Here is a 26,868-nt window from a genome sequence, read left to right on the forward strand (position 1 = left end):
TGACGAGCAGCGGCACCGCGACCATCAAAGACAACGATCTTCCTATTTTTACCCTAACTGCTCTTGACGGCTCAGCTGCTAATGCAGTGAATGAAGGGGATGCTGCAGGTTATCAAATTACCCTTGGAGATAAGGGGATTGCTGCTGGCGTTAATGTAACCCTTGAGCTAAAAATGACGGAAGGAACCGCTTTAAATCCAGAAGACTTTACTGGATTGCAGGACATTACTTTTGATTCTGCGAAAGGCGTATATTTAGTCACGATATCAGGTCCTTTAGCCCCTAATTCAGTGGTTGCAACACTTAATGCTAATACGGTAAATGACGACCTTTATGAAGCAAATGAGCGTTTCACTGTTTCACTTGAATCTGCTTCTGTTGGAACTGTGAGTGGCAGCGTTGAAACGACTATTCTCAACAATGATCAGCCTACCTTGAGCCCAGTTGATGTGGAGGTTAACGAAGCTGGATTAGCCGATGGCAGTAATCCGGGTGTTGGTCATGTGGTTTCTGGCAATTTATTAGGCGGTGATGCGAGCCTTTCAATCACTGGCATTGCTGGCGGCGTATTAGATGCTAATACAGGCATCATTACGGTGACCACTGCCGAAGGCGTGTTGACAGTGCAAACAACCGGGGCTAATGCGGGGCAGTACCAGTATCAATTGAATGATACCTTTGCTCATGAAACCGGTAATGGAACCAACAAGGCGGACAACGCTAATTCATTCGACATTACGGTTTCTGGTCACAATGGCGTAACGACAAATCTAACCCTTAATGTGGATATTATTGATGACATTCCAACTGCGAATATCGTGTCTCCAGATCCTATCGATTTTACGCAGCAAACCACCAACCTTATCTTCGTGCTCGATGTTTCTGGCTCGATGGGGTGGGATATGGAAGGTGACAATTCAAGTAATGCCAATTGGGGAGGGACGGACCGTCTAACCATTGCGAAACAAAGTTTAGAGAAACTGATCGATGCATACAGTAACTTGGGTGATGTAAATATCAAAATTATCGCGTTTAGACACCAAGTGGATGCAGGTGGCGAGTCTGGCTGGTTAACGTTAGATCAGGCTAAAACCTTCCTCGATGCACTAAATGCGAATAATGGTACAGATTATGATGATGCCTTACGTGCATTGGTAGATGGCTTTAATCCACCTACTAAAGCTGATGGCTCTGCAGCCGATCTTACCAAGGTATATTTCTTGTCTGATGGTGTGCCAAATGACAGCAATGACAAACAAGAAATTCGCGATTATGAGTCTACTTGGCAAACCTTTGTTGAAGATAACAACATAGAAGCCGAGGCCATCGGGATAGGCAGTAATGTGAGTTCTGAATACCTTGATATGGTCGCCCATCCGACTAAAGCCGATGGCTCTGAGCCGACGCAAATTGTCACCACAGCTAATGGTCTATTAACCGTACTACTTGACTCAGTGAAAGCCGTGGTAACGGGGGATGTTGATACTCAGGTGACCGGCTCGGTTGCTACGGGCATTGATTATGGTGCCGATGGTGGCTTCATTGAATCCATTGAAGTGGATGGCGTGACCTATGCTCGTCCTGCTGGCCCCGATTTTAAGGTTAAAATTGATACCCAAAATGGCGGTGAGCTGGTATTTGACTTTGACACTGGTGAATATACCTATGTAGTGACCATGGGTGATAAACCAGCTAATAGCAATACCTTTGCTGACAATATTATTGTTAATGTGGTTGATAATGATGGTGATAGAGCACAATCTGATTTTGATATCAGTGTGACTTTCCCTGTAATTGATACTAAGCCAGTTGCAAATTTAGATACCGATTCGGTACGTGAAGCAGATGGTCAGCCTGATAATGCAGCAAGTGCCACCATCACTGGTGATGTGTTAATTAACGATATGTATGGTTCGGATATTGTCGCTCCCGTGGTTGGCGCGGCAGTAGGCGAAGCAGTAGGTAACGTCAGTGGTGGTGTCGGCCAGGTATTAGTTGGTAATTACGGTAGTTTAACGTTAAATGCTGATGGTACCTACAGTTACACCTTAGACAATAAGAACGCGGATGTTCAGGCTCTAAACAATAATCAAACCTTACAAGATAAATTTACCTATACCATCAGCGATGATAATGGCGATTTATCGTCGGCGAGTCTTATTATTACCGTTCGAGGATTAACAGATCCTATGCTGGATGCCGTTGATGACTCGGCAGATACATTTGTCGGACAGCCCGTTTACATTGATGTACTGAAGAATGATGTTAATCCTTCGGACTCCAACCCAAATGACTCTGATTCTGAAATAACTATCACGGGTATTAATGTGGTTGCCGGTAGTGGTGAAGCGTACATCGTTAATGGAGAGTTGGTTTATATCCCTGGAAAGAATCAAGAGACTGCAGAGATTGAGTATTCAATCACTAACAGTAAAGGTGAAACAGATACCGCAGTGGTCACGATTAACGTTTCACAGCGAGACTTCACCGGTTCAATTGTTAATGGTGATAGTGGTAATGACCAAATAACGACTAAATCAGGAACGGATACTGACTCTAAAGTATTCACTTTACAATTAGGTGCCTATAACGGTTATCGCGTTGTTGACGGAGTTGTAACCGATGAATATGTCAATGTTGGTTCTAAATTCATTGATGCGGTGACGGTATCTGAAGATCAATTGATCGACTCCTCAGGTGGTAATGACTATGTTAAGGGCTCTTTAGGTAGCGATACGATTTATTTGGGTGATGGCTATTTGGAGGAAGGCAGTGAATCTAGAACATTAGAGTCGATGGCTAGCTATGCCCTTAAAGATCAGGACGAATTGGATGCTTTCCATGTTGGCTCCGTGTCTGATCCTATTGTTGATATTGCCAGTGGTGGGGCAGGTGATGATGTTATTTATGGCGGCTCACAAGCTGAAGATGATCCGAATGTGGTCAGAGATGGCTTGAACCGAGAGGTATCACATTATGACTTTATCTACGGCGACGAAGGTAATGACATGATTGATGGTGGCTTGGGTTATGACGTGTTACGCGGTGGCTCAGGTAATGACACCATCATAGGTGGCCTAGGTGATGATGATCTTGCGGGTAACTCAGGTAATGACATTTTAATCGGTGGTGAGGGCCGTGATACGTTCCGCTTCTTCGCTGAAGATATTGTGCTTGAAACTGACAACGTCAAGCAACAAGATGTAGGTAACAGAGATACCATCATCGACTTTAATCTTGCAGAGGATAAGTTGGATTTACGTGATTTGCTGCAAGGCGAATCAGAAAACAGCATAGATCAATTCTTACAAGCAACAGAAAATGCCAATGGTGGCATAGACATTATTGTCGATGCTGATGGCATCGCGGGCGGTGACACCATGACGATCACCCTAGATGGCGTTCGTTATAGTGATGCCGGAGCTGCAACCGGTGAAGACTTTATTCAAAAGCTTATTCAAGATGGTAATCTAATCATAGATAAGTAATTGAAAAGTTGAGTTATAATTTCAATATGCCTCGCTTTGAGGCATATTGTGTTATTTTGCCTAAGTAAGGATACATATTTCGTGTTGAATGATGGTGACAAAGTAGGTGGAGATCCGCTTGTTGACCCGCTGTTGGAGTGTTTAGTTTTTTTAACTAAGCATTATGGTGAGCCGCACTCATCACAGGTGCTGACGGCTGGTTTACCTATGATTGACGGTCGTTTGTCACTACGCTTAGTTGGTCGAGCGGCGGAAAAGGGAGGCTTGCAAGCACGCCTTAGCAATATGCCTTTAAAAGACATATCCGCCTTGTTGTTACCTTGTATTTTGGTTTTAGACGAAAACCAAGCATGTGTTTTATTGTCGGTCGACAAAGAAACCAGCAGCGCTAAGGTGATTTTTCCTTTAGCCGGAGAAGGTGAAACTCAAATTGAGTTAGCCGAGCTTAAAGCTTTGTACCAAAACAAAGTCTTTTTTGTTAAGCCACAGCACCGTTTTGATAAACGCACCCCGCAGTTAATTGACTCTGGTCATGGCCATTGGTTTTGGAGCACCATACGGGGCTCTTTACCGATTTATCGTGATGTACTGATAGCTTCCTTACTGATCAATATTTTTGCCGTTGTCAGTCCCTTATTTGTGATGAATGTGTATGACCGCATTGTGCCCAACTTAGCGTTTGATTCGTTGTGGGTGTTAGCGATAGGGGTCTCTATTGTCTTTGTGTTTGATTTTATCATGCGGCAAATGCGAAGTTATTTTATTGATGTTGCAGGAAAAAAATCAGACATTCTATTGTCCTCCAAAATTTTTTCCAAAGTAATGGGGATGCGTTTAGAAGCGCGTCCCGCATCCACGGGTGCTTTTGCTCGCCATTTACAAGAGTTTGAATCCGTCCGGGATTTTTTTACTAGCGCAACCGTCGCGGCATTGGTAGATGTGCCTTTTGCGCTATTAACGCTGACCGTGATTTGGTTAGTGGCTGGCCCTATGGTGTTTATTCCGGCTTTATGTTTGTTTTTATTATTGGCTTACAGCTTTGCTATTCAATTGCCACTGCGTCGCAGTATCGATGAAGGCTCTCGTTTAGCCGCACAAAAATACGCCAACTTGGTTGAAGGGCTTAATGGTATTGAAGGCATCAAGGTAACGGGAGCGGAAGGTATTTATCAACACCGCTGGGAAGAAGCCGTTGCTCATATGTCCAACTGGAGCATTAAAACTCGCAAATTAAGTAACTCTGTTTCTAGCTTATCTTCGTTCTTACAACAGATGCTGAGTGTCTGTTTAATTGTTTATGGCGTTTATTTGATTAAAGATGGCGAGCTAAGCATGGGGGGCTTAATCGCGGCTGTGATGTTAAGCAGCCGCGCTTTAGGGCCTTTGAGCCAGCTTTCACTCTTGATTACGCGTTATACTCAAACCAAATCGGGCTTGGCAATTTTGGAAAACATCATGGCCATGCCTGACGAAACCGAAGATGGTAAGCGCTATATTCACCGCGCAAGTATGGTTGGCGACATTGAATTTCAGTCGGTAAGCTTTAAATACCCTGAGCAAGAAAATAATGTCATCACGGATCTTAATTTACGTATTCGCCCAGGTGAAAAGGTCGCCATTATTGGCCGTATTGGCTCAGGTAAGACAACATTGCAAAAACTGCTGATGGGCCTATATCGGCCAAGTGAAGGCAGTATTCACCTAGATGGAATTGAACAAAACCAGATCCATCCGGCGGATTTAAGGCGTACCATAGGTTGTGTGTTACAAGACTCACCGCTTTATTACGGCTCAATTAGAGAAAACATTTGTTTAGGGGTGCCTTTTACATCGGATGATATGGTGCTAAAAGCGGCTCATCGTGCTGGGGTCTCATCATTTACCGACCGAGATCCCAATGGATTAGATCGCCAAGTGGGTGAAGGGGGCAGGCTTTTATCCGGCGGACAGCGCCAGTCGGTTGTTATCGCGCGCTCGCTACTGCTTAATCCAAATGTACTGATCATGGATGAGCCAACCAGCGCCATGGATAACCGTTCTGAGTTGCATATCAAGAAGCAACTGGCTAGCCTGGATAAGCATCAAACCTTGATCCTGATAACGCATAAAACCAGTATGCTGGATATTGTTGATCGTTTGATCGTGATGGATTCGGGAAAAATAGTGGCAGATGGACCCAAAGATGCCGTACTAACGGCGCTCAAAGAAGGGCGCGTGACCATTGCTGGACGAGCGGTACGAGAGGCGAGTAATGGATAATCTTCATAATACCGGTAAGTTGCCGAGCAAAGATGAGCTTGAGTACATCAATGAGACCAGCGCTGCCAGCCTACTTAACACTGCATTTCGCGCTCGTTTGTTATTGTGGTGCATGTTTCTGTTTTTTGTCTGTGCACTTATTTGGGCTTATTTTGCTGAGTTAGATGAAGTCACGGTTGGCACCGGTAAGATCATACCTTCTTCACAAGTACAAATAGTACAAAACTTGGAAGGCGGTATCTTACGTGAAATTTATATCAAAGAAGGTGATTTGGTTGAAAAAGGCCAACCGCTGATGCGCATTGATGACACTAAGTTTCGCAGTGACTTTCGAGAAAAAGAGCAAAATGCGTTTACCTTAACCAGCGATATAATACGCCTCAATGCTGAACAACGTAGTGTCCAGGTAAACAAGGACAACACGGTGCCTTGGCAAGACCAGATAATCATTAATATGGTTGAGCTAGAATATAGTGAAGAATTTGAGAAGCAACACGCATTGCAAATTTCTGCCGAGAAGGCGCGTTATCGCCAAGCGATAGCTGGTATTAACAACCAACTATTGATCATGGCGCAACAGATCCAGCAAAAAGAGCAAGAGCTGGTTGAAATTCAGTCTAAGGTGAAGCACCTGCAACGCGCTTATGGGTTAGTACGCAAGGAATTAAGCTTAACCCGCCCGTTGGCCAAAGAAGGCGTCGTGTCTGAGGTTGAGCTGATAAAATTGGAGCGCGACTTGAATGGCACCGCTTCTGAGCTAGAAAGTGCGCGTTTAAGTATACCTAAAATTGAAGCATCGATTAAAGAGACCATTAGTAAGCGGCGTGAGACGGCGCTTGAGTTTCGGCGTAAAGTCTTAGAGCAATTAGATGAAGCCGAAGGTAAAATGGCCTCCCTAAATGAAGTTCAGGTAGGGTTGAAAGACAGGGTTTCTCGAACTAATGTCGTTTCCCCGGTCAAGGGTAACGTTAAAACCATCAATATTAACACCTTAGGGGGTGTTATTAAGCCGGGGATGGATCTCGTTGAGATCGTGCCAGTGGAAGATACATTATTAGTTGAAGCGAAGATATTACCTAAAGATATCGCTTTTTTGAGGCCCGGCCTGAGTGCTGTAGTTAAATTAACCGCTTATGACTTTGCGATTTATGGTGGTTTGTCAGGTACTCTTGAACACATCAGTGCTGATACCATCATGGATGAAGAAGGTAATAGTTTTTATTTAATTAGGGTAAGAACAGAGCAAAGCTCAATCGGTAGCGGCGAACGTCAATTGCCTATCATTCCGGGTATGCTAGCCAGCGTGGATGTGATGACGGGTAAGAAAAGTGTACTAGATTATTTACTTAAACCAATTCTTAGAGCACAGCAAACAGCACTAAGAGAAAGATAACAATAATCATAAGTTAAGGGATAAATTTTACGATGAAAAAAAAGATTATCAGCTCTGTATTGGCTGCTGGGTTCATCTTCTCAACCTCTAGTTATGCTGAGACCCTTGAGAGTAGTGTGGCAAAAACATTGGTTTCAAACCCAGAGATTAATCGGGTGCTGAGCCGAGTTGGCGCATTTCAAAAAGCCAATGATGGGGCGTTTGCCGGTTATTTACCAACCATAGATATTAATGCCGGTATCGGTAGAGAAAGAACCGACAGAGATAACTTTGAAACGACTACTTATACCCGTAAAGAGCTTGGGTTTAGTTTGCGTCAAATTCTATTTAATGGTTTCGCGACAGGTGCTGAATATGACCGTACCGCGTTCGAGGCGAATGCAGAACAATATGCTTTGCTTGCTGATGCTGAAGATGTCTCCCTTAAAACCATCTCGGCTTACTTAAATGTACTTAAAAGTAGCGAAACCCTCGCGTTAGCAGAGCAAAACCTTGAAATCCACGAAAAGATTTATCGTGATATCAAAAAACGCACTGACTCAGGTATCGGCTCTACCTCTGATTTATCACAAATTGAGGCGCGTTTAGCTCGCTCAAGCGCGAACGTGGTCAATGCGGAAAACAACCTGTCCGATGCAGAAACGCAATATTTACGCTTAGTAAATGAATACCCTGAGAACTTAGAAGTGCCTCAGCCTGACTTTTCAGGTGTACCTAGTACTTTTGCTGATGTCGTGCAACGAGCCATGGATAACCATCCTCGCCTAAAGTCTTCTCGTCAGGATATCTATGCCGCAAATGCACAACATGAAGTCGCTAAATCGCGTTATTACCCTGAAGTGGCCATTGAAGTTGAAAATAACTTTTTAGACGACGCTGATGGCACCAAAGGAAATAATGATGAGTTACTGGGCATGGTAAGAATGCGTTATAACTTGTTTAACGGTGGGCGCGATCAAGCTTATGTCGAAGAAACTGCCTTTCAAGTTAACGAAGCTAAGTTTATCAGCGAAGGCACGTTAAGGGATATTCACCAAGGCGCTCGTCTTTCTTGGGATGCGAAACGTTATTTAGAGCAGCAGCAAGCTTTCCTTGAGCGCCATGTTGAGGCCAGTGAGCAGACTCGTAATGCCTACGGCAAGCAATTTAATTTGGGTAAGCGCACCTTATTAGATGTACTAAACACAGAAACGGAATTGTTTGAAGCTAAGAAAGATCTGGTTTCAACACGTTATGAAGTAATGGAAGCTAATTTCCGTATTCTAAACTCGATGGGTAGCTTACTCGGCTCTTTACGTGTTGCGCCACCAGAAGATTGGCGTCAGCAATTACGCGACATTCAGTAAAGCCGCACATGAATTGGCTTAAAGGCGTTTTTACACCTAAATTCATTAGGGTAAATACGCCTTTTTTGTTGGTTTTTTGGCTTCTGATATGGTCAGGGGTTGTTGTCTTTGCTGGCCAAAGCATCGATGAGCAGGCGCTATATAGCAAAGTCATGCGGGTCTATAACAGTGAGCGTGCGGTAAAAAGAGTCACGGCTTGGCGTAAGCTTATTGCTCAAGAGCAAGGCAGCAGTGAACAGCGAAAGCTCGCTGAAGTCAATGCCTTCTTTAATCAAATGGCATTTGTTAATGACGCTAAGCTGTGGGGCCAAAATGACTATTGGGCGACGCCGGTTGAGTTTTTAGCCGTGGCTGCAGGGGATTGTGAAGATTTTAGTATCGCGAAATACTTTTCTTTAATCGAGTTAGGTGTGGCAGAAGAAAAATTGCGTTTGGTTTATGTTAAGGCATTAACCTTAGATCAGTTTCATATGGTCGTGGCTTATTACCCTACACCAGATGCGATGCCATTGATTTTAGATAACTTAGATGCGGATATTAAACCTGCCAGCCAACGTAAAGATTTAGCGCCCGTTTATAGCTTTAACGGTACTAACCTTTGGTTAATGAAAGCGAAGGGCCGAGGTCAAATCGCGGGCAAGGCATCACGCTTACAAAGTTGGAATGAGCTACGCGGTGGCTTTAAAAATAACCGCATGAATAAGCCGAAAATGAGTTTTGATTGAGGGCCGCTATGACGCTTTACAAACAGTTAGGCACAACCGTTTTTGTCATTTTTACTATGGTGTTTGGTGTCGCGTTTTATACGGTTTTTTCAGCAGCTAAAGAGCAATATCTCAACGCTCAATCCGAGCGATTTTTGCAAGTGGCAGACAAACTGAGTAGTGAAATTCGTCCCTTGGCATTTGAGTCCAATTGGGATGCAGCCACATCGTTACTGGCCGAACAGCAGCATAATTTTAGTCAGATCCTGATTAAAAATGGTCAAGGTGAAGTGATGATTGAACTTGCAGGAGCGTCAACCCCTGTCAACGCCCCAGCTTGGTTTACCCAGCTTATGGCTGTTATTCCTTTGCAGGTTACTGAGCCTTTACCACAGCAAGAGCAAGCCGCTTATCAAGTTTTATTCCAAGCCGATGTAGAAGGGCAGTTAGCCGCGTTATGGCAACAAGCAACGAAACTATTTAGTGGCTTATTGCTGATTTACATTGTTGCCGTCGTGTTGGCTTTAGTGCTTATCAAGCGTTTATTACTGCCCTTGATGAAAGTCAGTCATGATGCGCAAGCCTTACGCGGGACTGGCTCAGATAAGCAACTGGAGTTGCCACAGACCCAAGAGTTACAAGAAGTGGTTAAAACCTTAAATGAAATGCACTCCACCATTAATCAGCAATTTAAGCATCAAGCCGAGGTGGCCGAATCGTTACGCGATAAAATTTATCGCGATGAAGTAACCGGCCTTGGCAATCGAGCCTATTTCATGGGTCAGGCAAAAACGTGGATTGCTGAGTCAGGCACTGGCGGCCTTGCACTGATTGCCTTAGATATGTTGGAAGAGGTCTACCTTGAGCAAGGGGAAGCGGCTCGAGATCATTTGGCTCAAGCATCCGCTTCGACACTTAAATCAGCGGTAATGCACTATGATCAGGTGTTATTAGCAAGACTTTCGATTAATGAATTTGTGGTGATCTTGCCCGGACTTGAAGCTGATCAGCTGCTTAATTTTGCTGAGCGGATCCAAGATGCCCTTGCTGAGTTGGTGGTTAGTCCACTTGAAGAAGCATCACCTATCTCCTATATCGGCTTAGTATTACGCCAGCAAGAAGAAAGCATTACCGAGTTACTGTGCCGCGCTGATAATGCCCTGCAAATTTCTCGAACCCAACGTTTAAATCCGATCCACTTAATCAAATGCAGCGATCGCTTTAATTTAGGTCGAGCAGGTTGGAAGCATTTAGTTCAAGACGCGATACATCAAGATTTGTTTGCCTTTAAAGCGCAGCCTGTGTTGATGCGCGATTCTCAGCAAATGCTTCATGGTGAGCTATTTAGTTACATTCAAAAAGACGGTCATAATTACTTTGCTAGTCAGTTTATGGCGGCGGTAGAGCAATTTAAACTCGGCTGTTTATTTGACCAGTATGTATTGAAAAAGATCCCCCAGCAGCTCGCTTTAGATAATTTTACCAGTGTGGCGGTAAACTTAACCATGACCTCGTGTTTAGACGAAGATTTCCATTTGTGGCTAGCACGGTTTTTACAGCAGCATCCCGAGTTATCAAATCAGTTAGTTATCGAGTTACCCGAAACCGCTTGTTTTGCTCATCAGCAGCAAATAATGCCTCTGATACAAATCATTAAACAAGCGGGGTTAAGTTTTGGCATAGACCAGTTTGGCCGCCATTTTCAATCATTAACTTACTTAGAGCAGCTTTGCCCTGCTTATGTAAAAGTCGATTATAGTTACACTAATCAAGTTGAAGAAATCACGGGTGACAGCGAGTTTTTAGATGCGGTGTGCCAAGCGGCGCTTAAGTTAGGCATTACGACCGTGGCGACACGCGTTGAGAGCCAAGTTCAGCTTGAGCGTTTAGCTCGTTTGCATATCGATGCTTATCAAGGCTTTATTTCGCCTCCGAAAAATATTGCCAAAACGAGGAAAATAACCTAACCCTTTTGACGTGCTTTGCGGTTTACAAGCTTACTTGTTTAGTTTTGTAGGATTAACAAAATGCGTTTAGTTATTTTATCTTGTTTGTTGTTTACTTACTCCGTGTTTGCCGCTGCCACGCCAGATGCCCCTCATGTGATCACCTCTGGTTTTGCTGAAGTGAAGGTAAAACCCGACATGGCCGTTATTGAGGTCAGTGCTGAAGTTGTTGATAAAGATGTATTAAAAGCCAAGCAAGAGCTAGATAAACGGGTTAATGACTTTATTAAAGTGGCCATTGATGAGCTGCAAATCAAGCAGCCTCAAATCGTGGCTCAAACCCTTTATACTCATCCTGAATATGAATACCGTAAAGACGATAAGCCATTGTTGGTTGGCTATAAAGCGTCTCGCCAGTTAACCATCTCATTGCTTGATTTAGATAAATTAAGCCAGTTACTCGATTTAATTTTGGCTAATCAATTACAGCAGGTAAATAACATACGTTTTGAAATTCAAGACAGTGCAGATTTACAACTGAAAGCGCGAAAGCTTGCGATTGAAGATGCTAAAGCAAAAGCAGAGATGTTAGCGAAATCGTTTGATGCGGAGCTGGGCTCTATCTATAAAATCAATTATCAACAACGCAATGCCGTACCTGTGCTTAGAGCTAAATCCGCCATGATGATGGAAAGTGCGCCAAACGGTGGTTATTTAAGAGATGAGTTAACGGTTCGTGATGAAATTGAAGTGGTGTTTACACTGAAAGTAAAGCAGTAGGTTAATCGGACTGTTTAATGAGTCCATTTTTGTGCAATAAAAAAAGCGGCTTGATCAGCCGCTTTTTTACTAGATAGGGTTACGCTTAGTGAAGTACACGTGCGCGTAACGTACCTTTAATGTTTTTCAACTTAGCCAGTGCGCCTTCACGATCATCACTTGCTACGTCAATCACCACATAACCAATGTTTTCGTTAGTTTGTAAGTACTGACCAACGATATTAATGCCTTCATCAGAGAACGCTTGGTTAATTTGGATCATGATACCTGGGATGTTTTCATGAATGTGCAGTAGACGGCTAGTATTCACATGTTCAGGCAGTGATACTTCAGGGAAGTTAACTGCAGAGAGGGTTGAACCGTTATCTGAATATTTCACCAGTTTACCTGCTACTTCGTAGCCAATGTTTTCTTGTGCTTCTTGAGTACTGCCACCAATGTGTGGTGTTAGGATCACATTGTCGATACCACGCAATGGTGAAACGAACTCATCGCTATTTGATTTTGGTTCAACAGGGAATACGTCAATGGCTGCGCCGTATAGCTTGTCTGTTTTCAAGGTTTCAACTAGCGCATCGATATCTACCACAGTGCCGCGTGACGCGTTGATTAAGATAGAGCCTTGTTTCATTTGAGCCAGTTCATTAGCGCCAAACATCAGCTTAGTCGATGGCGTTTCTGGTACGTGTAGGCTAACGATGTCCGACATAGCTAGTAGCTCAGGTAAGCTAGCAACTTGAGTGGCATTACCCAGAGAAAGCTTGTTCTCGATGTCGTAGTAGTACACTTTAAAGCCTAAGTTTTCAGCAAGAATGCTTAATTGTGTACCTATGTGGCCGTAGCCTATGATACCGAGTTTCTTACCACGCGCTTCGTAAGAGTTATCAGCTGATTTGAGCCAAACACCACGATGTGCCTTGGCATTCTTTTCCGGAATGCCACGTAGTAACATCAGAATTTGACCCAATACCATTTCAGCAACACTGCGGGTGTTAGAGAAAGGAGCATTAAATACTGGGATACCTTTAATTTGCGCCGCTTTAAGGTCAACTTGGTTGGTACCAATACAGAAACAACCGATAGCCACTAACTTGTCAGCCGCTTCGATAACTTCTGCGGTTAAGTTAGAGCGAGAACGAATACCAACAAAATGAACGTCTTTGATCTTCTCTTTAAGCTCTTCTTCGCCTAATGAAGTTTTTAACGACTCAATGTTGGTGTAACCAGCGGCACGAAATGTTTCTTCAGCGCTGCTATGAAGGCCTTCTAAAAGAAGGATTTTGATTTTTTCCTTACCTAGTGAAAAGGTGGTCATGCTACTTCCCTCGAACCCAAATGTGTCAATTGCTCAAATAATGTCAGTTGACAAGATACAATTAATTTAGAAAATTTACTACAAAAAAGCGGTTTCAAGCGTTTTTTGGCGTTATTTTTTGATCAAGTTATAACGTTTTTACGCCTTCTGGCGTTCCTACAAGCACAACATCGGCGCCACGGTCGGCAAATAAGCCGTTAGTGACAACACCAACGATGTTGTTGATTTGTTTTTCTAACTTGACAGGATCCATGATTTTTAGGTTATGCACATCCAAAATGACATTGCCGTTGTCTGTGATAACGCCTTCTCGATATACTGGATCGCCGCCCAGTTTAACGAGTTCTCTTGCCACATAGCTGCGCGCCATTGGGATCACTTCTACCGGCAGTGGAAAGTCCCCTAAAATGTCTACATGCTTAGTGTCATCAACGATACAAATGAACTTATCTGCAACCGCAGCAACAATTTTCTCACGTGTTAACGCGGCGCCACCGCCTTTAATCATATGATTGTGGCCATTGATTTCATCCGCGCCATCGACATAAACACTCAATTCGCTGACATTGTTTAAGTCAAACACTTCAATGCCAAGCGCTTTTAAACGCTCGGTCGATGCAACTGAACTAGATACCGCGCCTTTGATGTCGTACTTCATCGTGCCTAAGGCATCGATAAAATGATTTACTGTTGAGCCCGTGCCTACGCCTACGATACTGCCTTCTTCAACGTATTTAAGCGCTGCCCATCCAGCGGCTTTTTTCATTTCATCCTGTGTCATGCTTATGCTCCGAGAGTACGATAAAAGAAGCGCGGATTATAGCGTATCCTTGGGCTTAAAAGCACTACCCCATGACCAGATTTTAGTCGGCGTAATCACTTCTGGCAGGGGGACATCCCATGCTTCAATAGGCAACTTAGGAACACATTGAATATCGTGTGCTAAGCCTATGGTATAGGGCTTTTTTTTCTGGTTTTCTAGGTGAGCTAAGGTACGGTCGTAAAAGCCGCCTCCCATGCCCAAGCGATTACCTAACTGATCAAAAGCTACCAGTGGGGTGAAAATAATGTCGAGATTATCGGCTGGCTCGATAGGGTTTTGATGAATACAAGGTTCGGCGATACCAAACTTATTGGTTTGCATGGGGCTTTGCGCGTGATAATGCAAAAACAGCAAGTGGCCTTCATTGACGGGATCTAACACGGGCAGGTAGGTTTTGATGCCTTGTTGCCAACACCATTCTATTAAAGGTTGAGTGCATAGCTCGCCATCATTGGCCAAATAGAGCGCGACTTTTTTTGCTTGGTTAATTGTTGGGTGTTGCTCGGCTAATTTAGGAAGCTTACGGCTGTAGTCGAGTTGTTGCTGCGGCGGCAACTGTTGTCTTCGGGCGCGAACTTGTTGGCGTATTTTATGACGATTGTTATGCATGTCTGTGCCATTAGCGCTTGGTGAAAGCAGGGAACCCAGGGTGCCGTTACACGGTTTTAGCCCTTGAACCCGACGGCTCAAGGTGGTGATTTTGTCACTACCGTAGGCTTCTCAGTACATGCTGAGCCTGCGCAATAGTAGTCAGCAAAATCCCCGGTGTTGTAATTATCGGCTCAGGGACGTCACCATATTGACAAACACCCCAGGAATTTCAAACTTATTGTCGAGCTATAGCTCTTTTTTTTCAATGCCTTTTTCAACTAAAGCATTTTCAATGGTACTTTGCAGCAACTGAATGCGCTGTGCCATGGTGTCTGCGTATTCATTATTTTTTGCTTGTTCGAGTTTTAACTCATGGCAAAAATTTAGGGCAGCCATCACCGCAAGTTGTTCACTTTTGGCTATCTTGGTGCGTTGTTTCAGCTCGGAAATTTTCTCATTCAATATTTCTGCAGCCTCAAGCAATGCGCTTTCTTGCCCTTGCGGACAGGCCATTTTATAAGCTTTTCCTAGAATATTGATTTCGACAGCCGATTGGCTCATGACTGAACTCCAAACATGAGAAGTACCCAACACCAAAGTAGGTGTCTTTTGCTGCGACTATAAAGGCCAATGGGTGAACTTTCAAGTACTAGCTAGCGCCAACACTAAGGCAATGTTAGGATTTAAGGTAATATATTCTTGTTAATAGTGAGTTTAGGTAAGCCATGACGAAAAATACAATGCCGGATTTTAATGAAGTAACCCGAGTGCTTGAATCAGCTTCATTAATGGTTGGCGCCGCTGAATTTCATGGGGTGTTAGCTGGACTGATTTGTGCTGGTGTTAAGCTAGATGCAACCAGCTGGGAAGCCCCGTTTAACGACTTAGTGAATGAAGGCTTTGGCTTACCTGCTGAAGTAAAAAAGCTGGCTACTGAGCTTTACTCAACGATTTGTGTACAGCTAACCGACGGCAATATGGCGTTTACGCTATTGCTGCCCGATGATGAACAGCCTCTTGATGAAAGAGCAGAAGCGATGGCTCAGTGGGCGCAGAGCTTTTTGGTGGGATTTGGTATGATGCAGTCAAAGCTCAATCAAGCCCCAGAGAACATTCAAGAGTTGATCACCGACATTCGTGACATTTCACAGGTTTCTTTAGACTTTGAACAAGAAGATGAAGAAAGTGAAATTGCCTTTAGCGAAGTGAGTGAGTATTTAAGAATCGGCGCACTACTTTGTTTTAACGAGTTTGGTCAGCCTCTAACTCCTATTAAAGACAAGCCCACTTTGCACTGATGTTAAGTGTTACGTGACGTTTTCTACTCATTTTTAAGGTTATTTAAATGCAATCTGAATTTCATCAACGCCAGTTAGCATTCGGTGATTTGATGCTAGATAATAGCGTTGCCATCTTTACTGCCGCTCATGAGCAAACACGTAGTCGCGATACCGAATACCGTTTTCGCCAAGACAGTGACTTCTTTTACCTTACTGGCTTTACCGAGCCAGATGCGTGGTTAGTGATTAAAAAACACGAGAACCAAGTCAGTTCTACCTTGTTTTGTCGTCCTAAAGATGAACTGGCAGAAATTTGGCATGGCCGTCGTTTAGGGGCAACAGCGGCGGTTGAGCGTTTGGCGATAGATCAAGCATTTGAATTATCCGAGTTAGATGAAGAATTACCTAAACTGTTAAATCACGGCGCTGCAGTTTACTTTGTATTGCAACAAGACCCGCAAGCCGAACAACAGCTTCATCAAGCGTTAGCAACTTTACGCCAAGGCAGCAGACACGGTTGGCAAGCGCCCAATCAAATCATCGATTGGCGTCCGATGCTACATGAAATGCGCTTATTTAAATCAAGCCAAGAAATTGAGTTAATGCGCAAAGCAGCTCAAATTTCCGTGGATGGCCATATCCGTGCGATGCAACAATGTCGCCCTGGTATGTGGGAATACCAATTGGAAGCGGAGATCTTGCACGAGTTTGCAATGCAAGGCGCGCGCGACGCAGCGTACAGCACTATCGTCGGCGGTGGTGACAATGCTTGTATTTTGCACTACACCGAAAATGAGAGCCCATTACGTGATGGTGAGCTGGTGTTAATTGATGCGGGCGCTGAGTTTGCTGGCTATGCTGGCGATATTACCCGAACCTTTCCGGTGAATGGTAAGTTTACACCCGAGCAAGCGGCTATCTATCAACTGGTACTGGATGCTCACGATGCCGCATTAGCTGCATTAGGGCCGGGCAAATCAATTAAGCAAGCCAATGATATTGTTTTACAAATCATGGTTTCGGGTTTAGTTAAGTTAGGTATAATGCAAGGCGACGTCGCTGAGCTGATAGAGCAACAAGCTTATAAAGCTTTTTACATGCATGGTCTTTCTCATTGGATTGGTTTGGATGTGCATGATGTAGGCGATTACAAATCAAGCGATCGTTCAAGAACACTTGAGCCGGGGATGGCGATCACGGTTGAACCAGGTCTATACATTAGTAAATCGGCCGAGGTGGACGCCAAATGGCAGGGTATCGGTGTGCGTATCGAAGACGATGTGGTGATCACCACTGAAGGAATCGAAAATCTAACTGCCGCGGTCCCTAAAACCATCGCCGATATTGAAGCTTTGATGGCTAAAACTAACAACTAAGTGAAGAAAAGCATGGCAAACACAACCGCAACCGAAGATGTAGACTTAATCATTGTTGGCGGCGGTATGGTGGGAGCCACCTTTGCCTGTGCGGTGGCTAAGTTTGCACCGCACCTAAACATGGTGCTCATTGATGCTGCCAATCCCCTTGTTGCTCACCCCAGTTTTGACAGTCGCGCTATTGCGTTATCTTATGGCTCAGCGCAGCTGTTAAAGCAGATAGGCTTATGGTCGACACTGTCTCCTTACACAACCGCAATAGAACATATTCATGTGTCTGATCGTGGCCATAGTGGTCTCACTCATTTAAGTGCTGCCGAAGAAAAGATTGCAGCCCTAGGCTATGTGATTGAGTTAGAGCATGCCGGTAGAGAGTTACAACAACAGTTACAAAATTTAACACAATTAAAGATTTATCAACCCGATAGCGTAAAAAGTATTACTCAGCAGGCCACCAAGGTGACCCTAGAGTTAACTTCTGGTCAGTGTCTTAGCGCGCAACTCTTGGTCGCCGCCGATGGTGGCTTTAGCCCTTGTCGACAGCTATTAAATTTACGCCAGCAAAGTGATGATTATGGCACCAGTGCCATTATTGCCAATGTGGTGACAAGCGAATTGCATCAAGGGCGAGCATTTGAGCGTTTTACCGAGACCGGACCATTGGCGTTATTGCCCATGTCTGATAATCGCTGCGCCATGGTTTGGTCGGTCGCAAATGCTGATTTAGCAGGCTATATGGCCTTAGACGATGATGCTTTTAGCCATGCGTTACAGCAGGCCTTTGGTTTTCGTTTAGGGGCGATAGTGCGGGTGGGTCAACGAATGGCATATCCTCTTACCTTGACTCAATCCCCCGAGCCCGTCAGCCACAGAGCCGTATTGATTGGCAATGCCGCCCACACCTTACATCCGGTGGCGGGTCAAGGATATAACTTAGGATTAAGAGATCTGTTTGTCCTCGCCAAGGTCATCGCAAGTCACCATGATATAGGTAGCTTTGCTTGCTTAGATGAATATTGGCAAAATCGAGAGCAAGATCACCAACGTACAATAACCATGACGGATTTATTAGCCCGTACTTTTGCCAATCAGTATGAGCCCTTAGTATGGGCCCGCAATGGCATACTGCATATGATGGATACTTGTCGCCTCTTCAAACAGCCTTTATCTGAGCAAGCTTTAGGCAATTTCGAACTTTTTTCGGTGAAAACAAAATGATGCGTTCTTTTGATTTAGTTATTTTAGGTGGCGGCATGGTTGGGCTAGCGTTAGCGCGAGCGCTGTATAATGCCCCTATTAGTATTGCCGTTATTGAAAGTCGCGAACTAGATCCTCAGTTAAACGAGCTCGCCGATAATCGTGTCAGTGCAATAAACCGAGCCAGCCAAAACTTTTTAACCAATATCGGCGTTTGGCCACATTTAGCATTATCGCGCGTCCAGCCTTACCAGCACATGCAGGTATGGGATCAGGACAGTTTTGGTCAATTACAGTTCAGTGCTCAGCAAAGTCAACTTGCTGAACTGGGTCATATTATTGAGAATCGTAATATTCAACTGGCCTTGCATCATGCCGTTGAGCAGCAAGCAAATCTGACTTTATTGTGCCCACGACAGGTTGCTCAGCTTGCCATGGGAGAAGGGGAAGCCTGGTTAACCTTAGATAATGGTCAGGCTATTACGGCTAAGTTGGTGGTTGGGGCTGATGGTGCCCAATCATGGTTACGCTCTCAGGTTGGGATCCCATTAACTTCTCGGGATTATCAACATCATGCCATTGTCGCAACGGTCGAAACCCAAGAGTCTCACCAAGACACGGCTTGGCAAATTTTCAAACCCGATGGTCCTCTTGCTTTTTTGCCCTTGTTTAATCGCCATCATAGCTCCATTGTTTGGTCAACTTCGCCTGAGCAAGCTAAGTTACTGATGGCTCTTAATGATGAGCAGTTTAATCGTCAGTTAACCATGGCATTTGATAATAAATTAGGGTTAACCCAGGTATTGGGAAAAAGAGCCTGCGTGCCTTTATGTATGCGTTTTGCGCGTGACTTTGCTAAACACCGCGTCGCCTTAGTGGGAGATGCGGCCCATACCATACATCCATTGGCGGGGCAGGGCGTTAACCTTGGCTTGATGGACGCGGCGGCATTGGCGCAAACGATCAATGAAAATATCGAGTTGGGAATAGATATTGGTTTATATCCGCACTTAAGGGCTTATGAACGTTGGCGTAAAACCCAAGCCGTGGAAATGATTGTGGCAATGGAAGCGCTTAAACAAGGCTTTAACGGCAAACATCCGTTGCAAAAATTAGTGCGTGATATCGGCCTTAAGTTGGTCGATAACACCCCTCCACTTAAGCAGCGTTTGCTGGCTCATGCGACCGGCTTGGTTGGCGAGCTGCCGCAACTGGCGAGGTAATACTCGGCTCAGTCTCGATTGATTCCTATGTAACCTGAGCTATATCGCCTGAATCATCCGCAAAACGCGGTGAATATGTCTCTATACGCGCTGCGTTTTCATCCCTGAAAACGAAGTTTTGCTACTTATTCATACGATATTCACTGGCTGTCTCCATTAACCAGAATTGAGGTTATGGTGCCGGTTTTAACGTCATGGCAAATAGCTGCTTAGATTGAGATCTAAGCAGCAGAATTTATTCTTGCAGATAATGCTTGTTTGGCTACTCTCTTTAGAAACAGAGCTGAGATTGTTTTGCTTATCTGGAGAGATAAATGAGTTACTTGCCGAGTGATTTGAAATACACAGACGCCCATTTATGGGTTCGAGCAGAAGATGATGGGACGGTGACAATAGGATTGACTGATCATGTTCAGCTGCAATTAGGGACTATTTACAGCGTCGAAGCGCCTACGGTTGGCGAGCATTTAGATGTGGGTGAAGAGTGTATTGCGGTTGAAGCAGAGCAAACCAACCTTGAAATGTTTTCCCCCATCTCAGGTGAAATTGTTGAAATTAATGAGGATTTAGTTGATTCACCGACCTTAATCAATGCCGATCCTTATGATGATGGCTGGATTGTTCAACTTCGCCCAGACGATATCAGTGAGTTAGATGATCTAATGGATGTAGATGATTACCAAGAAATGATTGAAGAGGAAGAAGAATAATAATCTCATTTCCTTGGGTTAGTGGTATTTGTCTTGTCATTCATAAAGGGGCCGGTTTGGCTCCTTTTTGTCTAAGGCAAACTTGATTATTATGTGAACAAGTGAGAGCCCGCCTTGAGCTTACCCCTGGATTATCGCCTCTATTCGCTTTCTATTTGAATTGCTATAGATGTTTTTGTTAGTTAGGTGTTTTTTTATTTATTTGACTCTAGTGCAACAAAAGAAGGATTATGCTAGGTGTAGATAAATGAAGTGATGCTTTTTACCCCTTTAGGAGAGCTTGATGCAGTCAAAATCCATCAGTACAGGATTATTATGCTTAGTGTTACTAACGGTGAGTGCACTCTTAGCTTACCAACACAGCTTTAATAAAAGTCTAGTGATAGATTCAACTACCGACTTTCAAGTTAAGGCAATTACTGACCAATCTCAAGGCGGTCAAACGACAGCAACGCTTTCTCGCACACCTCAAGCCTTAGAGCTGGAATGTAATATTGTCAAAGCCTATCAATGGCCATTTTGTGAGTTAGCAATAAAATTGGCAGATATTGGCGAAGGGGTGGATATCGCCAAATACAATACAGTGGCGGTCAATGCGCGGTTTGAAGGTGAAGGCTCTCAGCGCATCCGTTTTTATATTCGAAATTATCACCCTTCCTATACAGATGTTCATAATGATGCGACCATGAAAGTGAATGAAGTGGAGTATGAGCCTAATAAGTATGCCTCTGAAGTCGTCATTCCTTTGAAAAACTTTAGCGTTGCGTCATGGTGGATCTCAGAAAACAATATTCCTCTAGAGCATTTCGCCCCTGATTTTAGCAATGTCTCTGTTATTGAAGTTGCTACGGGCGGCTTAGTCAGCGAAGGGCCAATAAAGATCATCATCGAAGAGATCCGCTTCGACGGTAAATTGATCCCTGAAAACGTTTTTCTAACAATCATCATTGCTGTTTGGGTGGTGTGTGCTGTGGTTTATTTAGTCTTTGACTTAAGACGATTAAAAGGTGATTTGTCACAGACTAAACAAAAAGCATTGGAGCTTGAGTCCTTAACCGAAGCGCTCAAACTAGAAAGTAAAAAGTTTGAAACCATGGCTAAACGTGATCCTTTAACTGGAGCGCGTAACCGAGCGGGGATAAGAGACTCGCTTTTTGAACAAGTCCAACTGGTTTATTTACAGAAAACACCGCTGTCTATCATCTTTATGGATATTGACCACTTTAAACAAATTAATGATACCTTCGGCCATGATGTGGGTGACGAGGTGCTTAAAGAGTTTGCCGGTTTAGTCACAAGTAAAACCCGACAAGGCGACAGTTTAGTTCGTTGGGGGGGAGAAGAATTCCTGCTGGTTTGTCCGAATACTGAAATCGATAATGCCTCAATATTAGCAGAGAATATTCGGGTTGCCATGGAGCAGCACAACTGGCCTGAAGGAATGAAAGTAACATCGAGTTTTGGTGTTACCCAGATGGGCCAAGAAAGCACGGGTGAATTTATTGCAAGGGCAGATGAAGCCTTGTACAAGGCTAAGTCTAAAGGGCGAAATCGCGTGGTGAGTTTTACCTTTCAGCATAAGCCGTCAGTAGCAATAGAATAAGTTACTTGCAAGCAGCAAATAATTACTAACTAGCCTAGTCGCTCATGATGAGTGGCTAGGCTTTTGTTTTTATATTCTGATTTACTTGAAAATCACTTTCTAACAAATTGGTTAAGACCTGAATATAATCATTTAGGGCGTCGCAACTAATGAGTTTACTTAGCTCATCACCCGCTTGGGTGAACTTGTAATAGTAGAGTTTAATGCGCTTTCCATTGGGGACCAAGGTAATGGTGTGGCCGTGGTAATCGATAGCTAAGGGCTGCCCGGCCGCCATTTCTCCGGATTCTAGCTCGCCTTGATAAAGTAAGCCCAAATCCACCATTAATAAAATGTTTGAGTAGGGAAATCTAAATTGACCCAGGGAAATTTTTTGGCTCTGAGTTTGACTAAAAATCTGAAATGAATTGGCAACTCGAGAATACCCGGTAATAATTTTATGAGATGAATCACCGCTAAAGGTGGAGCTGAGTTGGCACAAGCGTTGAAAAATAATCGCTTCGCGCTGAGTCATTTTTTTTAAGGTGTTAAGGGCTTTGACCGAGTAACTAGCGGGATTTGAAATCTCTTGAGCCAGAATTTTACCCCACAAGGATTGCATGTTTTTACTGCTGATTGTCTCAGCTAGGCTAAGATAAGCATTCATCCAATCGGGATCTATTTCGCTGGCGGCATCATCTTCCCCGCAATTAGCGTAAGCCTGCCCCAAAATTTTCTCTAGGTTATGCTGCTTTTGGCCTAACTCAATGGCCATTCTTTTTTTAGCGCGACTGAGAACATTAGTGTCTTGGCTCGCTTGGATTTCATGCTCGATGGCATATTGACGAGCCAAACTTAATGTCTTTTGCTTGCTGCTAAATAAATGATTGTCTTTTTTAACCTGATTTATCTCAATCGGTGGTTTTGACTCGTCCATAACCGCTCCTTGGCTTGTTAATCCAATGTTAATGCTGAATGATGGACATTGAGTATTCAATGTTGCTAAAATGTTAATGTCATCAACGGCGGCAGCTAATTGGAGAATGGCATGATTATTTTAAAAAATAAAGTATGGAATATTCTGCTGGGTGTTGGCTACTTCGTGGGCTTAGTTGCCTTAGCAATCTATATTTACTGATATTCATTGATATGTGCTGAGATTCCAGCTGGCTTTTACACAATATAAAAGCCAGCTAGATAAAGCTATTCTTGATAAACTTCGACTTTAATACCTTCCATGACATAGCCAACGGTTGCTAGATCATTACTCATGGTTTCCGCTTTAATTTTTCCTTCTATCCAAACCGCTCCCCATACATCATCTATTGGTGCGCCTTTAGGGTATTTCACATAGATAATTTGGTTAGGTGGCGGCGGTGGAACATGGATACAGGCACCAAAGTAAGGCACGAGAAAGAACTCGGTAATGGTATTTTCATCCCCTTCCAATGGCACCACAAAACCAGGTAAACGTACCGTTTTACCGTTAAGATCTTCGCGGACTTTAACATCGGTGTTTTGTGGTTGATTAGCCATACTAAGATCATGGTTTAATTCGGGAGCTTGCGCTTGCGCTAATCGCTCTGCTTCAGGAAGCAGCTCCTCCCATTCTAGGGTGAGTACGTTAGCATTAACTAAACAGGGGAGGGTAAATAGCACCACCCAGAGGTACTTGATCATCTTCATCGTTAAATCCTAATTGTCATGCCATCAGCAAGCGAAAGACGGTATGCCCGCCACGCAGGTATTAATCCAATAATAAAGCCCGATAATACCACGATTGCCAATAAAGTAAGCTCATAAGCTGTTAAAGCAGAGAAGCGTATGTAGATGCCATAAAGATCCATCGCCCATGGCTTGATAATAAGAATCAAACTATAGAGCAATACAACCCCTAATAAGGCTCCCGATAAGGCAAGTAACCCTGCTTCTGAAATCAACAAAGTGAATATATGAGCAGGACGAGCACCAACTGAACGTAAAATAGCCATTTCTCGGCGTCGTTCATTCAGGCTGGTTAACAAGGTGGTTAACATGCCGAGCAAGCCAGAAATAACAACAAACCCTGAAACAACTAGCAGAGCTTGCTCCGCCATGTTCATGGTGCTCCAAAGCTCTTGCAGGGCCACGCCAGGTAACACTGCCATTATCGCTTCGGAGCGATATTCATTGATTTTGCGTTGTAGGGCAAAGGTATGCATTTTTGAATTGAGGCCAACTAAAAATGCGGTAATGACTTGGGGCTCTAGCTCAACGAGATCAAGCTGACTTTGTTGCAGTTTTCCAGCTCGAGGCGCCCCATCTTGCCAGCCATAATGAATCGCTTCTATGCCAGCAAGGGATACATGGACGGTTCTGTCTACTGGCGTCCCCGTTGGAGCTAAGATACCGACAATCTTAAACGGCAAGTTATCATGCTTGGTAAAAGAAACATCGCTACTGCCATGGGCTATGACTATTTCTTGGCCCAGCGCGTAATTGAGTTTTTTTGCGACGTCTGCGCCAATGACGGCTTCAATCGGGCTATTAAAAACGTCCCCTTGAGCGAAGGATAGTGACTGTTTTTGGCCAAATTGATAATACTTAAAATAATCTTGGGTTGTACCTAAGACACGAAAGCCACGATGAGAATCCCCTAAGGAAAAGGGAACTGTCCATTTTACCGCTTTATCATTGGCGAATTCTTGGTAAGTTTGCCACGAGACATTGTTGGTGGCATTACCAATTCGAAACACGGAATAAAGGAGTAATTGAACTTGTCCGGTTCGAGCGCCCACAATGAGATCTGTGCCCGAAAGTGTATTGGCAAAATTCTCTTTGGTCTGAGTTCTAACCCGTTCAACTCCAAGCAACAAGGTGACGCTAAGCGCAATGGCAAATACGGTCAGTAAGGCTGTTGCGCGGCGATTATATAGGCTCTTTAAGGCAAGTTTAGCAATGGCCATTAGTCACCTCCCTGACTGGCAAGGTTGATGCTTGGTAAATCCAAGTGATGATCAAACAAACGCTGTAGGCCTGCATCGTGACTGACAAAGAGTAAGCTGATATCCGTCTCGACACATTCATTGAACAGCAATTTAATAAATGACTCGCGCGCATCGCTATCCAATGAGGATGTTGGCTCATCAGCAATGATAAATTCAGGCTTACCGATCAATGCTCTTGCCGCGGCTACTCGCTGTTGCTGTCCAATACTCAATTCAGTTACTTTTCGGTTAACTAAGCGAGAGGGAATTTCTAAGTGGTCTAATAATCGTTTGGCTTCTTGTTCTAATGAAGCACTACTGGCTAGGGCTTTTTGTTTTCGTTGCGCTGAAAAAAAACAAGGAAGCGTGACATTCTCCGTAACACTAAGATACGGAAGCAAATTAAATTGTTGAAAGATGTAGCCTAAGTGATCGGCGCGAAAATGATCTCTAGCGCTGCCTTTGAGTGAGGTGAGCTCCTTGCCAAGGATATTGATGGAGCCACTGCTGGGTTGATTGATCCCAGTAATTAAACCAAGCAGAGTGGATTTGCCACTGCCACTTGGTCCTTTTAGAAATACCCGATCACCTTTATTGATGTTGAGCGCTTCTATCTCAATTGTGAGAGGTTGGCTTTTCAGCCAACCAAACTTGAGATCCTTTATGGTTAATATGGATGACGTATTCATAATAATCCGCGCCGGTTACCTCACCAAGTAATGCTGTTATTGTCTGGGGAAAGGCTCGTTGCCAGTTGTTTATCATTGATAATTCCCTGTACTTGAACCTTTTCCGTTAATGGAAAATGCTCAAATAGAGTAACAGGTAACTGAGTGATTGCGCTAGGGTTACTGCAGTTAAAGAGATAACTCACTGCAATATCGGCATGAGCGCTATGGTTTTCTTCGTGCTCATGTTCACCGGCATGATTTTCCTCATGTTCGTGCTCATTTTCATGTTCATGCTCATGTTCGTCGGCATGCTCATGGTCATGCTCGTCTTCGTGCTCATGCTCATCGTGATGCTCTTTTTCGGCCATTAATAAATCGCTATTAATCTGGCTAGATCCGAGGCTGCAACCTGCACTTTCAGGCAAATCAACGATATTGCTAGGGTCGGTCAATAACGCCGCCACTTCATTCACTTTCTGTTTTTGTTCATCCGTTTTTGCTTGGTGCTCGAAACCCAATAAATTTGCAGCGGGTGTAACCCATTCAAAAGCAAGTTCATTACCCGCTAAAATGATGTCCAGTTTAGCTGCACCATGCTCGTGGCTACCATGGGCGCGATGCTCATGCTCTTGGCTAAGTGCGTTGGTTGATAAGGTGCTTAAAGCAATGAGACTCGCGCTGAGTAGTTGTGGTTGAAATTTCATGTTAATCCTTCATTCAAAATTGGCTAAAAATATGGTTTATCTCGGTGCAAATGAATGAGGGGGGGCGCGAGTTTGGTAGCCATAGGGGATGTTAATCTCTACAGCAGTTTGACTTAATACAGGACCAATAAGCCAGCTAACGAAAATCCCTACGAGGATGATTGCTGGCGTAGCGAGTGTTAGGGGTTGCTTGAAGTGTACGCAATAAATGCAGTCGGAGTGATTAAATGGCTCTTGTTGCACATGATGCCAATGAAGCACTAGGATGCCTTGGCTAAAAAGCCAACAAAGTAAGACAAGGATACTAAATCGGTGTCGTAGATACTGCACTTGGTCAAGTATAAGGTTAGTTAAAGACAAGTGTTATGTTATATCAACTCGTTTTATCTGTTTAGTGTTTTTTCGACCAATTAAATGAAAGATTGTTTATGCGCAGCCAAGGCCAACACATTTTACTGTGAAAATGTATTTTATTAACCCAAACGACACTTATCTTTTAATACGATCATGTACT

Annotated in this window: 22 protein-coding genes and 1 other RNA gene; 13 read left to right on the top strand and 10 right to left on the bottom strand. The window is 43.9% G+C overall.

Annotated elements, in window-relative coordinates:
• From ACK8OT_RS11105 to ACK8OT_RS11135, 7 genes are all read left to right on the top strand, one after another.
• Window positions 1-3,488, top strand: a 3,488-nt coding sequence (locus ACK8OT_RS11105; protein ID WP_410196584.1) for a type I secretion C-terminal target domain-containing protein, incomplete at its 5' end; no start/stop codon positions are given.
• Window positions 3,489-3,569: 81 nt separating this feature from the next.
• Entirely contained in the window at window positions 3,570-5,747 is a 2,178-nt protein-coding gene (locus ACK8OT_RS11110) for a type I secretion system permease/ATPase (RefSeq protein ID WP_410196585.1), read from the top strand.
• Window positions 5,740-7,140, top strand: a complete 1,401-nt coding sequence (locus ACK8OT_RS11115) for an HlyD family type I secretion periplasmic adaptor subunit (RefSeq protein ID WP_410196586.1) — start codon at window positions 5,740-5,742, stop codon at window positions 7,138-7,140. Before ACK8OT_RS11110 ends, ACK8OT_RS11115 begins: the two co-directional genes overlap by 8 nt.
• A 32-nt stretch (window positions 7,141-7,172) precedes the next feature.
• Window positions 7,173-8,486 carry a TolC family outer membrane protein gene (locus tag ACK8OT_RS11120; RefSeq protein WP_410196587.1) on the top strand — a complete coding sequence of 438 codons (1,314 nt, stop codon included), beginning with the start codon at window positions 7,173-7,175 and terminating at the stop codon, window positions 8,484-8,486.
• Window positions 8,487-8,494: 8 nt separating this feature from the next.
• Window positions 8,495-9,211 carry a transglutaminase-like cysteine peptidase gene (locus ACK8OT_RS11125; protein WP_410196588.1) on the top strand — a complete coding sequence of 239 codons (717 nt, stop codon included), beginning with the start codon at window positions 8,495-8,497 and terminating at the stop codon, window positions 9,209-9,211.
• Between the two features lie 8 nt (window positions 9,212-9,219).
• Entirely contained in the window at window positions 9,220-11,157 is a 1,938-nt protein-coding gene (locus ACK8OT_RS11130) for an EAL domain-containing protein (protein WP_410196589.1), read from the top strand.
• Window positions 11,158-11,217: 60 nt separating this feature from the next.
• A complete protein-coding gene (locus ACK8OT_RS11135; protein WP_410196590.1) occupies window positions 11,218-11,916 on the top strand; it encodes an SIMPL domain-containing protein in 699 nt (232 codons plus the stop codon).
• 85 nt (window positions 11,917-12,001) lie between these two features.
• On the opposite strand, the gene serA is transcribed toward ACK8OT_RS11135, so the two are convergent.
• The 5 genes from serA to zapA all read right to left on the bottom strand — a co-directional run bounded on the left by serA (window position 12,002) and on the right by zapA (window position 15,206).
• Window positions 12,002-13,231: a phosphoglycerate dehydrogenase gene (gene serA / locus ACK8OT_RS11140; RefSeq protein ID WP_410196591.1), complete on the bottom strand. Its 1,230-nt coding sequence runs from the start codon at window positions 13,229-13,231 to the stop codon at window positions 12,002-12,004.
• A gap of 127 nt (window positions 13,232-13,358) precedes the next feature.
• Window positions 13,359-14,012, bottom strand: coding sequence for a ribose-5-phosphate isomerase RpiA (gene rpiA, locus ACK8OT_RS11145; RefSeq protein WP_410196592.1), 654 nt, complete (start codon window positions 14,010-14,012; stop codon window positions 13,359-13,361).
• A gap of 36 nt (window positions 14,013-14,048) precedes the next feature.
• Complete coding sequence (locus tag ACK8OT_RS11150; RefSeq protein ID WP_410196593.1) at window positions 14,049-14,663, bottom strand: 5-formyltetrahydrofolate cyclo-ligase; 615 nt, start codon at window positions 14,661-14,663, stop codon at window positions 14,049-14,051.
• 28 nt (window positions 14,664-14,691) lie between these two features.
• A non-coding RNA gene (gene ssrS / locus ACK8OT_RS11155) (6S RNA) lies at window positions 14,692-14,875 on the bottom strand.
• A 16-nt stretch (window positions 14,876-14,891) separates the two neighbouring features.
• Window positions 14,892-15,206 (bottom strand): cell division protein ZapA, encoded by a 315-nt coding sequence (zapA, locus tag ACK8OT_RS11160; protein ID WP_410196594.1) that lies wholly within the window; start codon window positions 15,204-15,206, stop codon window positions 14,892-14,894.
• 164 nt (window positions 15,207-15,370) lie between these two features.
• Between zapA and ACK8OT_RS11165 the strand changes: the two genes are divergently transcribed.
• The 6 genes from ACK8OT_RS11165 (at window position 15,371) to ACK8OT_RS11190 (ending at window position 22,034) form a co-directional block, all read left to right on the top strand.
• On the top strand, window positions 15,371-15,943 hold the full coding sequence (locus ACK8OT_RS11165) for a UPF0149 family protein (RefSeq protein WP_410196595.1): 573 nt from the start codon (window positions 15,371-15,373) through the stop codon (window positions 15,941-15,943).
• A 47-nt stretch (window positions 15,944-15,990) separates the two neighbouring features.
• The gene (gene pepP / locus ACK8OT_RS11170) at window positions 15,991-17,301 is read left to right on the top strand and encodes a Xaa-Pro aminopeptidase (RefSeq protein WP_410196596.1); all 1,311 of its coding nucleotides are present in this window, start codon (window positions 15,991-15,993) and stop codon (window positions 17,299-17,301) included.
• A 12-nt stretch (window positions 17,302-17,313) separates the two neighbouring features.
• Window positions 17,314-18,519, top strand: a complete 1,206-nt coding sequence (gene ubiH, locus ACK8OT_RS11175) for a 2-octaprenyl-6-methoxyphenyl hydroxylase (RefSeq protein ID WP_410196597.1) — start codon at window positions 17,314-17,316, stop codon at window positions 18,517-18,519.
• Window positions 18,516-19,721, top strand: coding sequence for an FAD-dependent monooxygenase (locus ACK8OT_RS11180; protein WP_410196598.1), 1,206 nt, complete (start codon window positions 18,516-18,518; stop codon window positions 19,719-19,721). The genes ubiH and ACK8OT_RS11180 overlap by 4 nt, the downstream gene beginning before the upstream one ends.
• 314 nt (window positions 19,722-20,035) lie before the next feature.
• Window positions 20,036-20,431, top strand: a complete 396-nt coding sequence (gcvH, locus tag ACK8OT_RS11185) for a glycine cleavage system protein GcvH (protein WP_410196599.1) — start codon at window positions 20,036-20,038, stop codon at window positions 20,429-20,431.
• Between the two features lie 283 nt (window positions 20,432-20,714).
• Window positions 20,715-22,034 carry a GGDEF domain-containing protein gene (locus ACK8OT_RS11190; protein WP_410196600.1) on the top strand — a complete coding sequence of 440 codons (1,320 nt, stop codon included), beginning with the start codon at window positions 20,715-20,717 and terminating at the stop codon, window positions 22,032-22,034.
• Between the two features lie 55 nt (window positions 22,035-22,089).
• Here the strand turns inward: ACK8OT_RS11190 and ACK8OT_RS11195 are convergent, their stop codons facing one another.
• From ACK8OT_RS11195 to ACK8OT_RS11215, 5 genes are all read right to left on the bottom strand, one after another.
• Complete coding sequence (locus ACK8OT_RS11195; protein WP_410196601.1) at window positions 22,090-22,950, bottom strand: TIGR03899 family protein; 861 nt, start codon at window positions 22,948-22,950, stop codon at window positions 22,090-22,092.
• A gap of 266 nt (window positions 22,951-23,216) precedes the next feature.
• Entirely contained in the window at window positions 23,217-23,699 is a 483-nt protein-coding gene (locus ACK8OT_RS11200) for a DUF3299 domain-containing protein (protein ID WP_410196602.1), read from the bottom strand.
• A gap of 2 nt (window positions 23,700-23,701) precedes the next feature.
• The gene (locus ACK8OT_RS11205; RefSeq protein ID WP_410196603.1) at window positions 23,702-24,958 is read right to left on the bottom strand and encodes an ABC transporter permease; all 1,257 of its coding nucleotides are present in this window, start codon (window positions 24,956-24,958) and stop codon (window positions 23,702-23,704) included.
• The gene (locus ACK8OT_RS11210) at window positions 24,958-25,668 is read right to left on the bottom strand and encodes an ABC transporter ATP-binding protein (RefSeq protein WP_410196604.1); all 711 of its coding nucleotides are present in this window, start codon (window positions 25,666-25,668) and stop codon (window positions 24,958-24,960) included. Before ACK8OT_RS11210 ends, ACK8OT_RS11205 begins: the two co-directional genes overlap by 1 nt.
• A gap of 20 nt (window positions 25,669-25,688) precedes the next feature.
• A complete protein-coding gene (locus ACK8OT_RS11215; RefSeq protein WP_410196605.1) occupies window positions 25,689-26,354 on the bottom strand; it encodes a DUF2796 domain-containing protein in 666 nt (221 codons plus the stop codon).
• Window positions 26,355-26,868: the final 514 nt, after the last annotated feature.

The sequence above is a fragment of the Motilimonas thetidivivens genome, from assembly GCF_046452435.1.
Lineage (GTDB): Bacteria > Pseudomonadota > Gammaproteobacteria > Enterobacterales > CBDFNC01 > Motilimonas.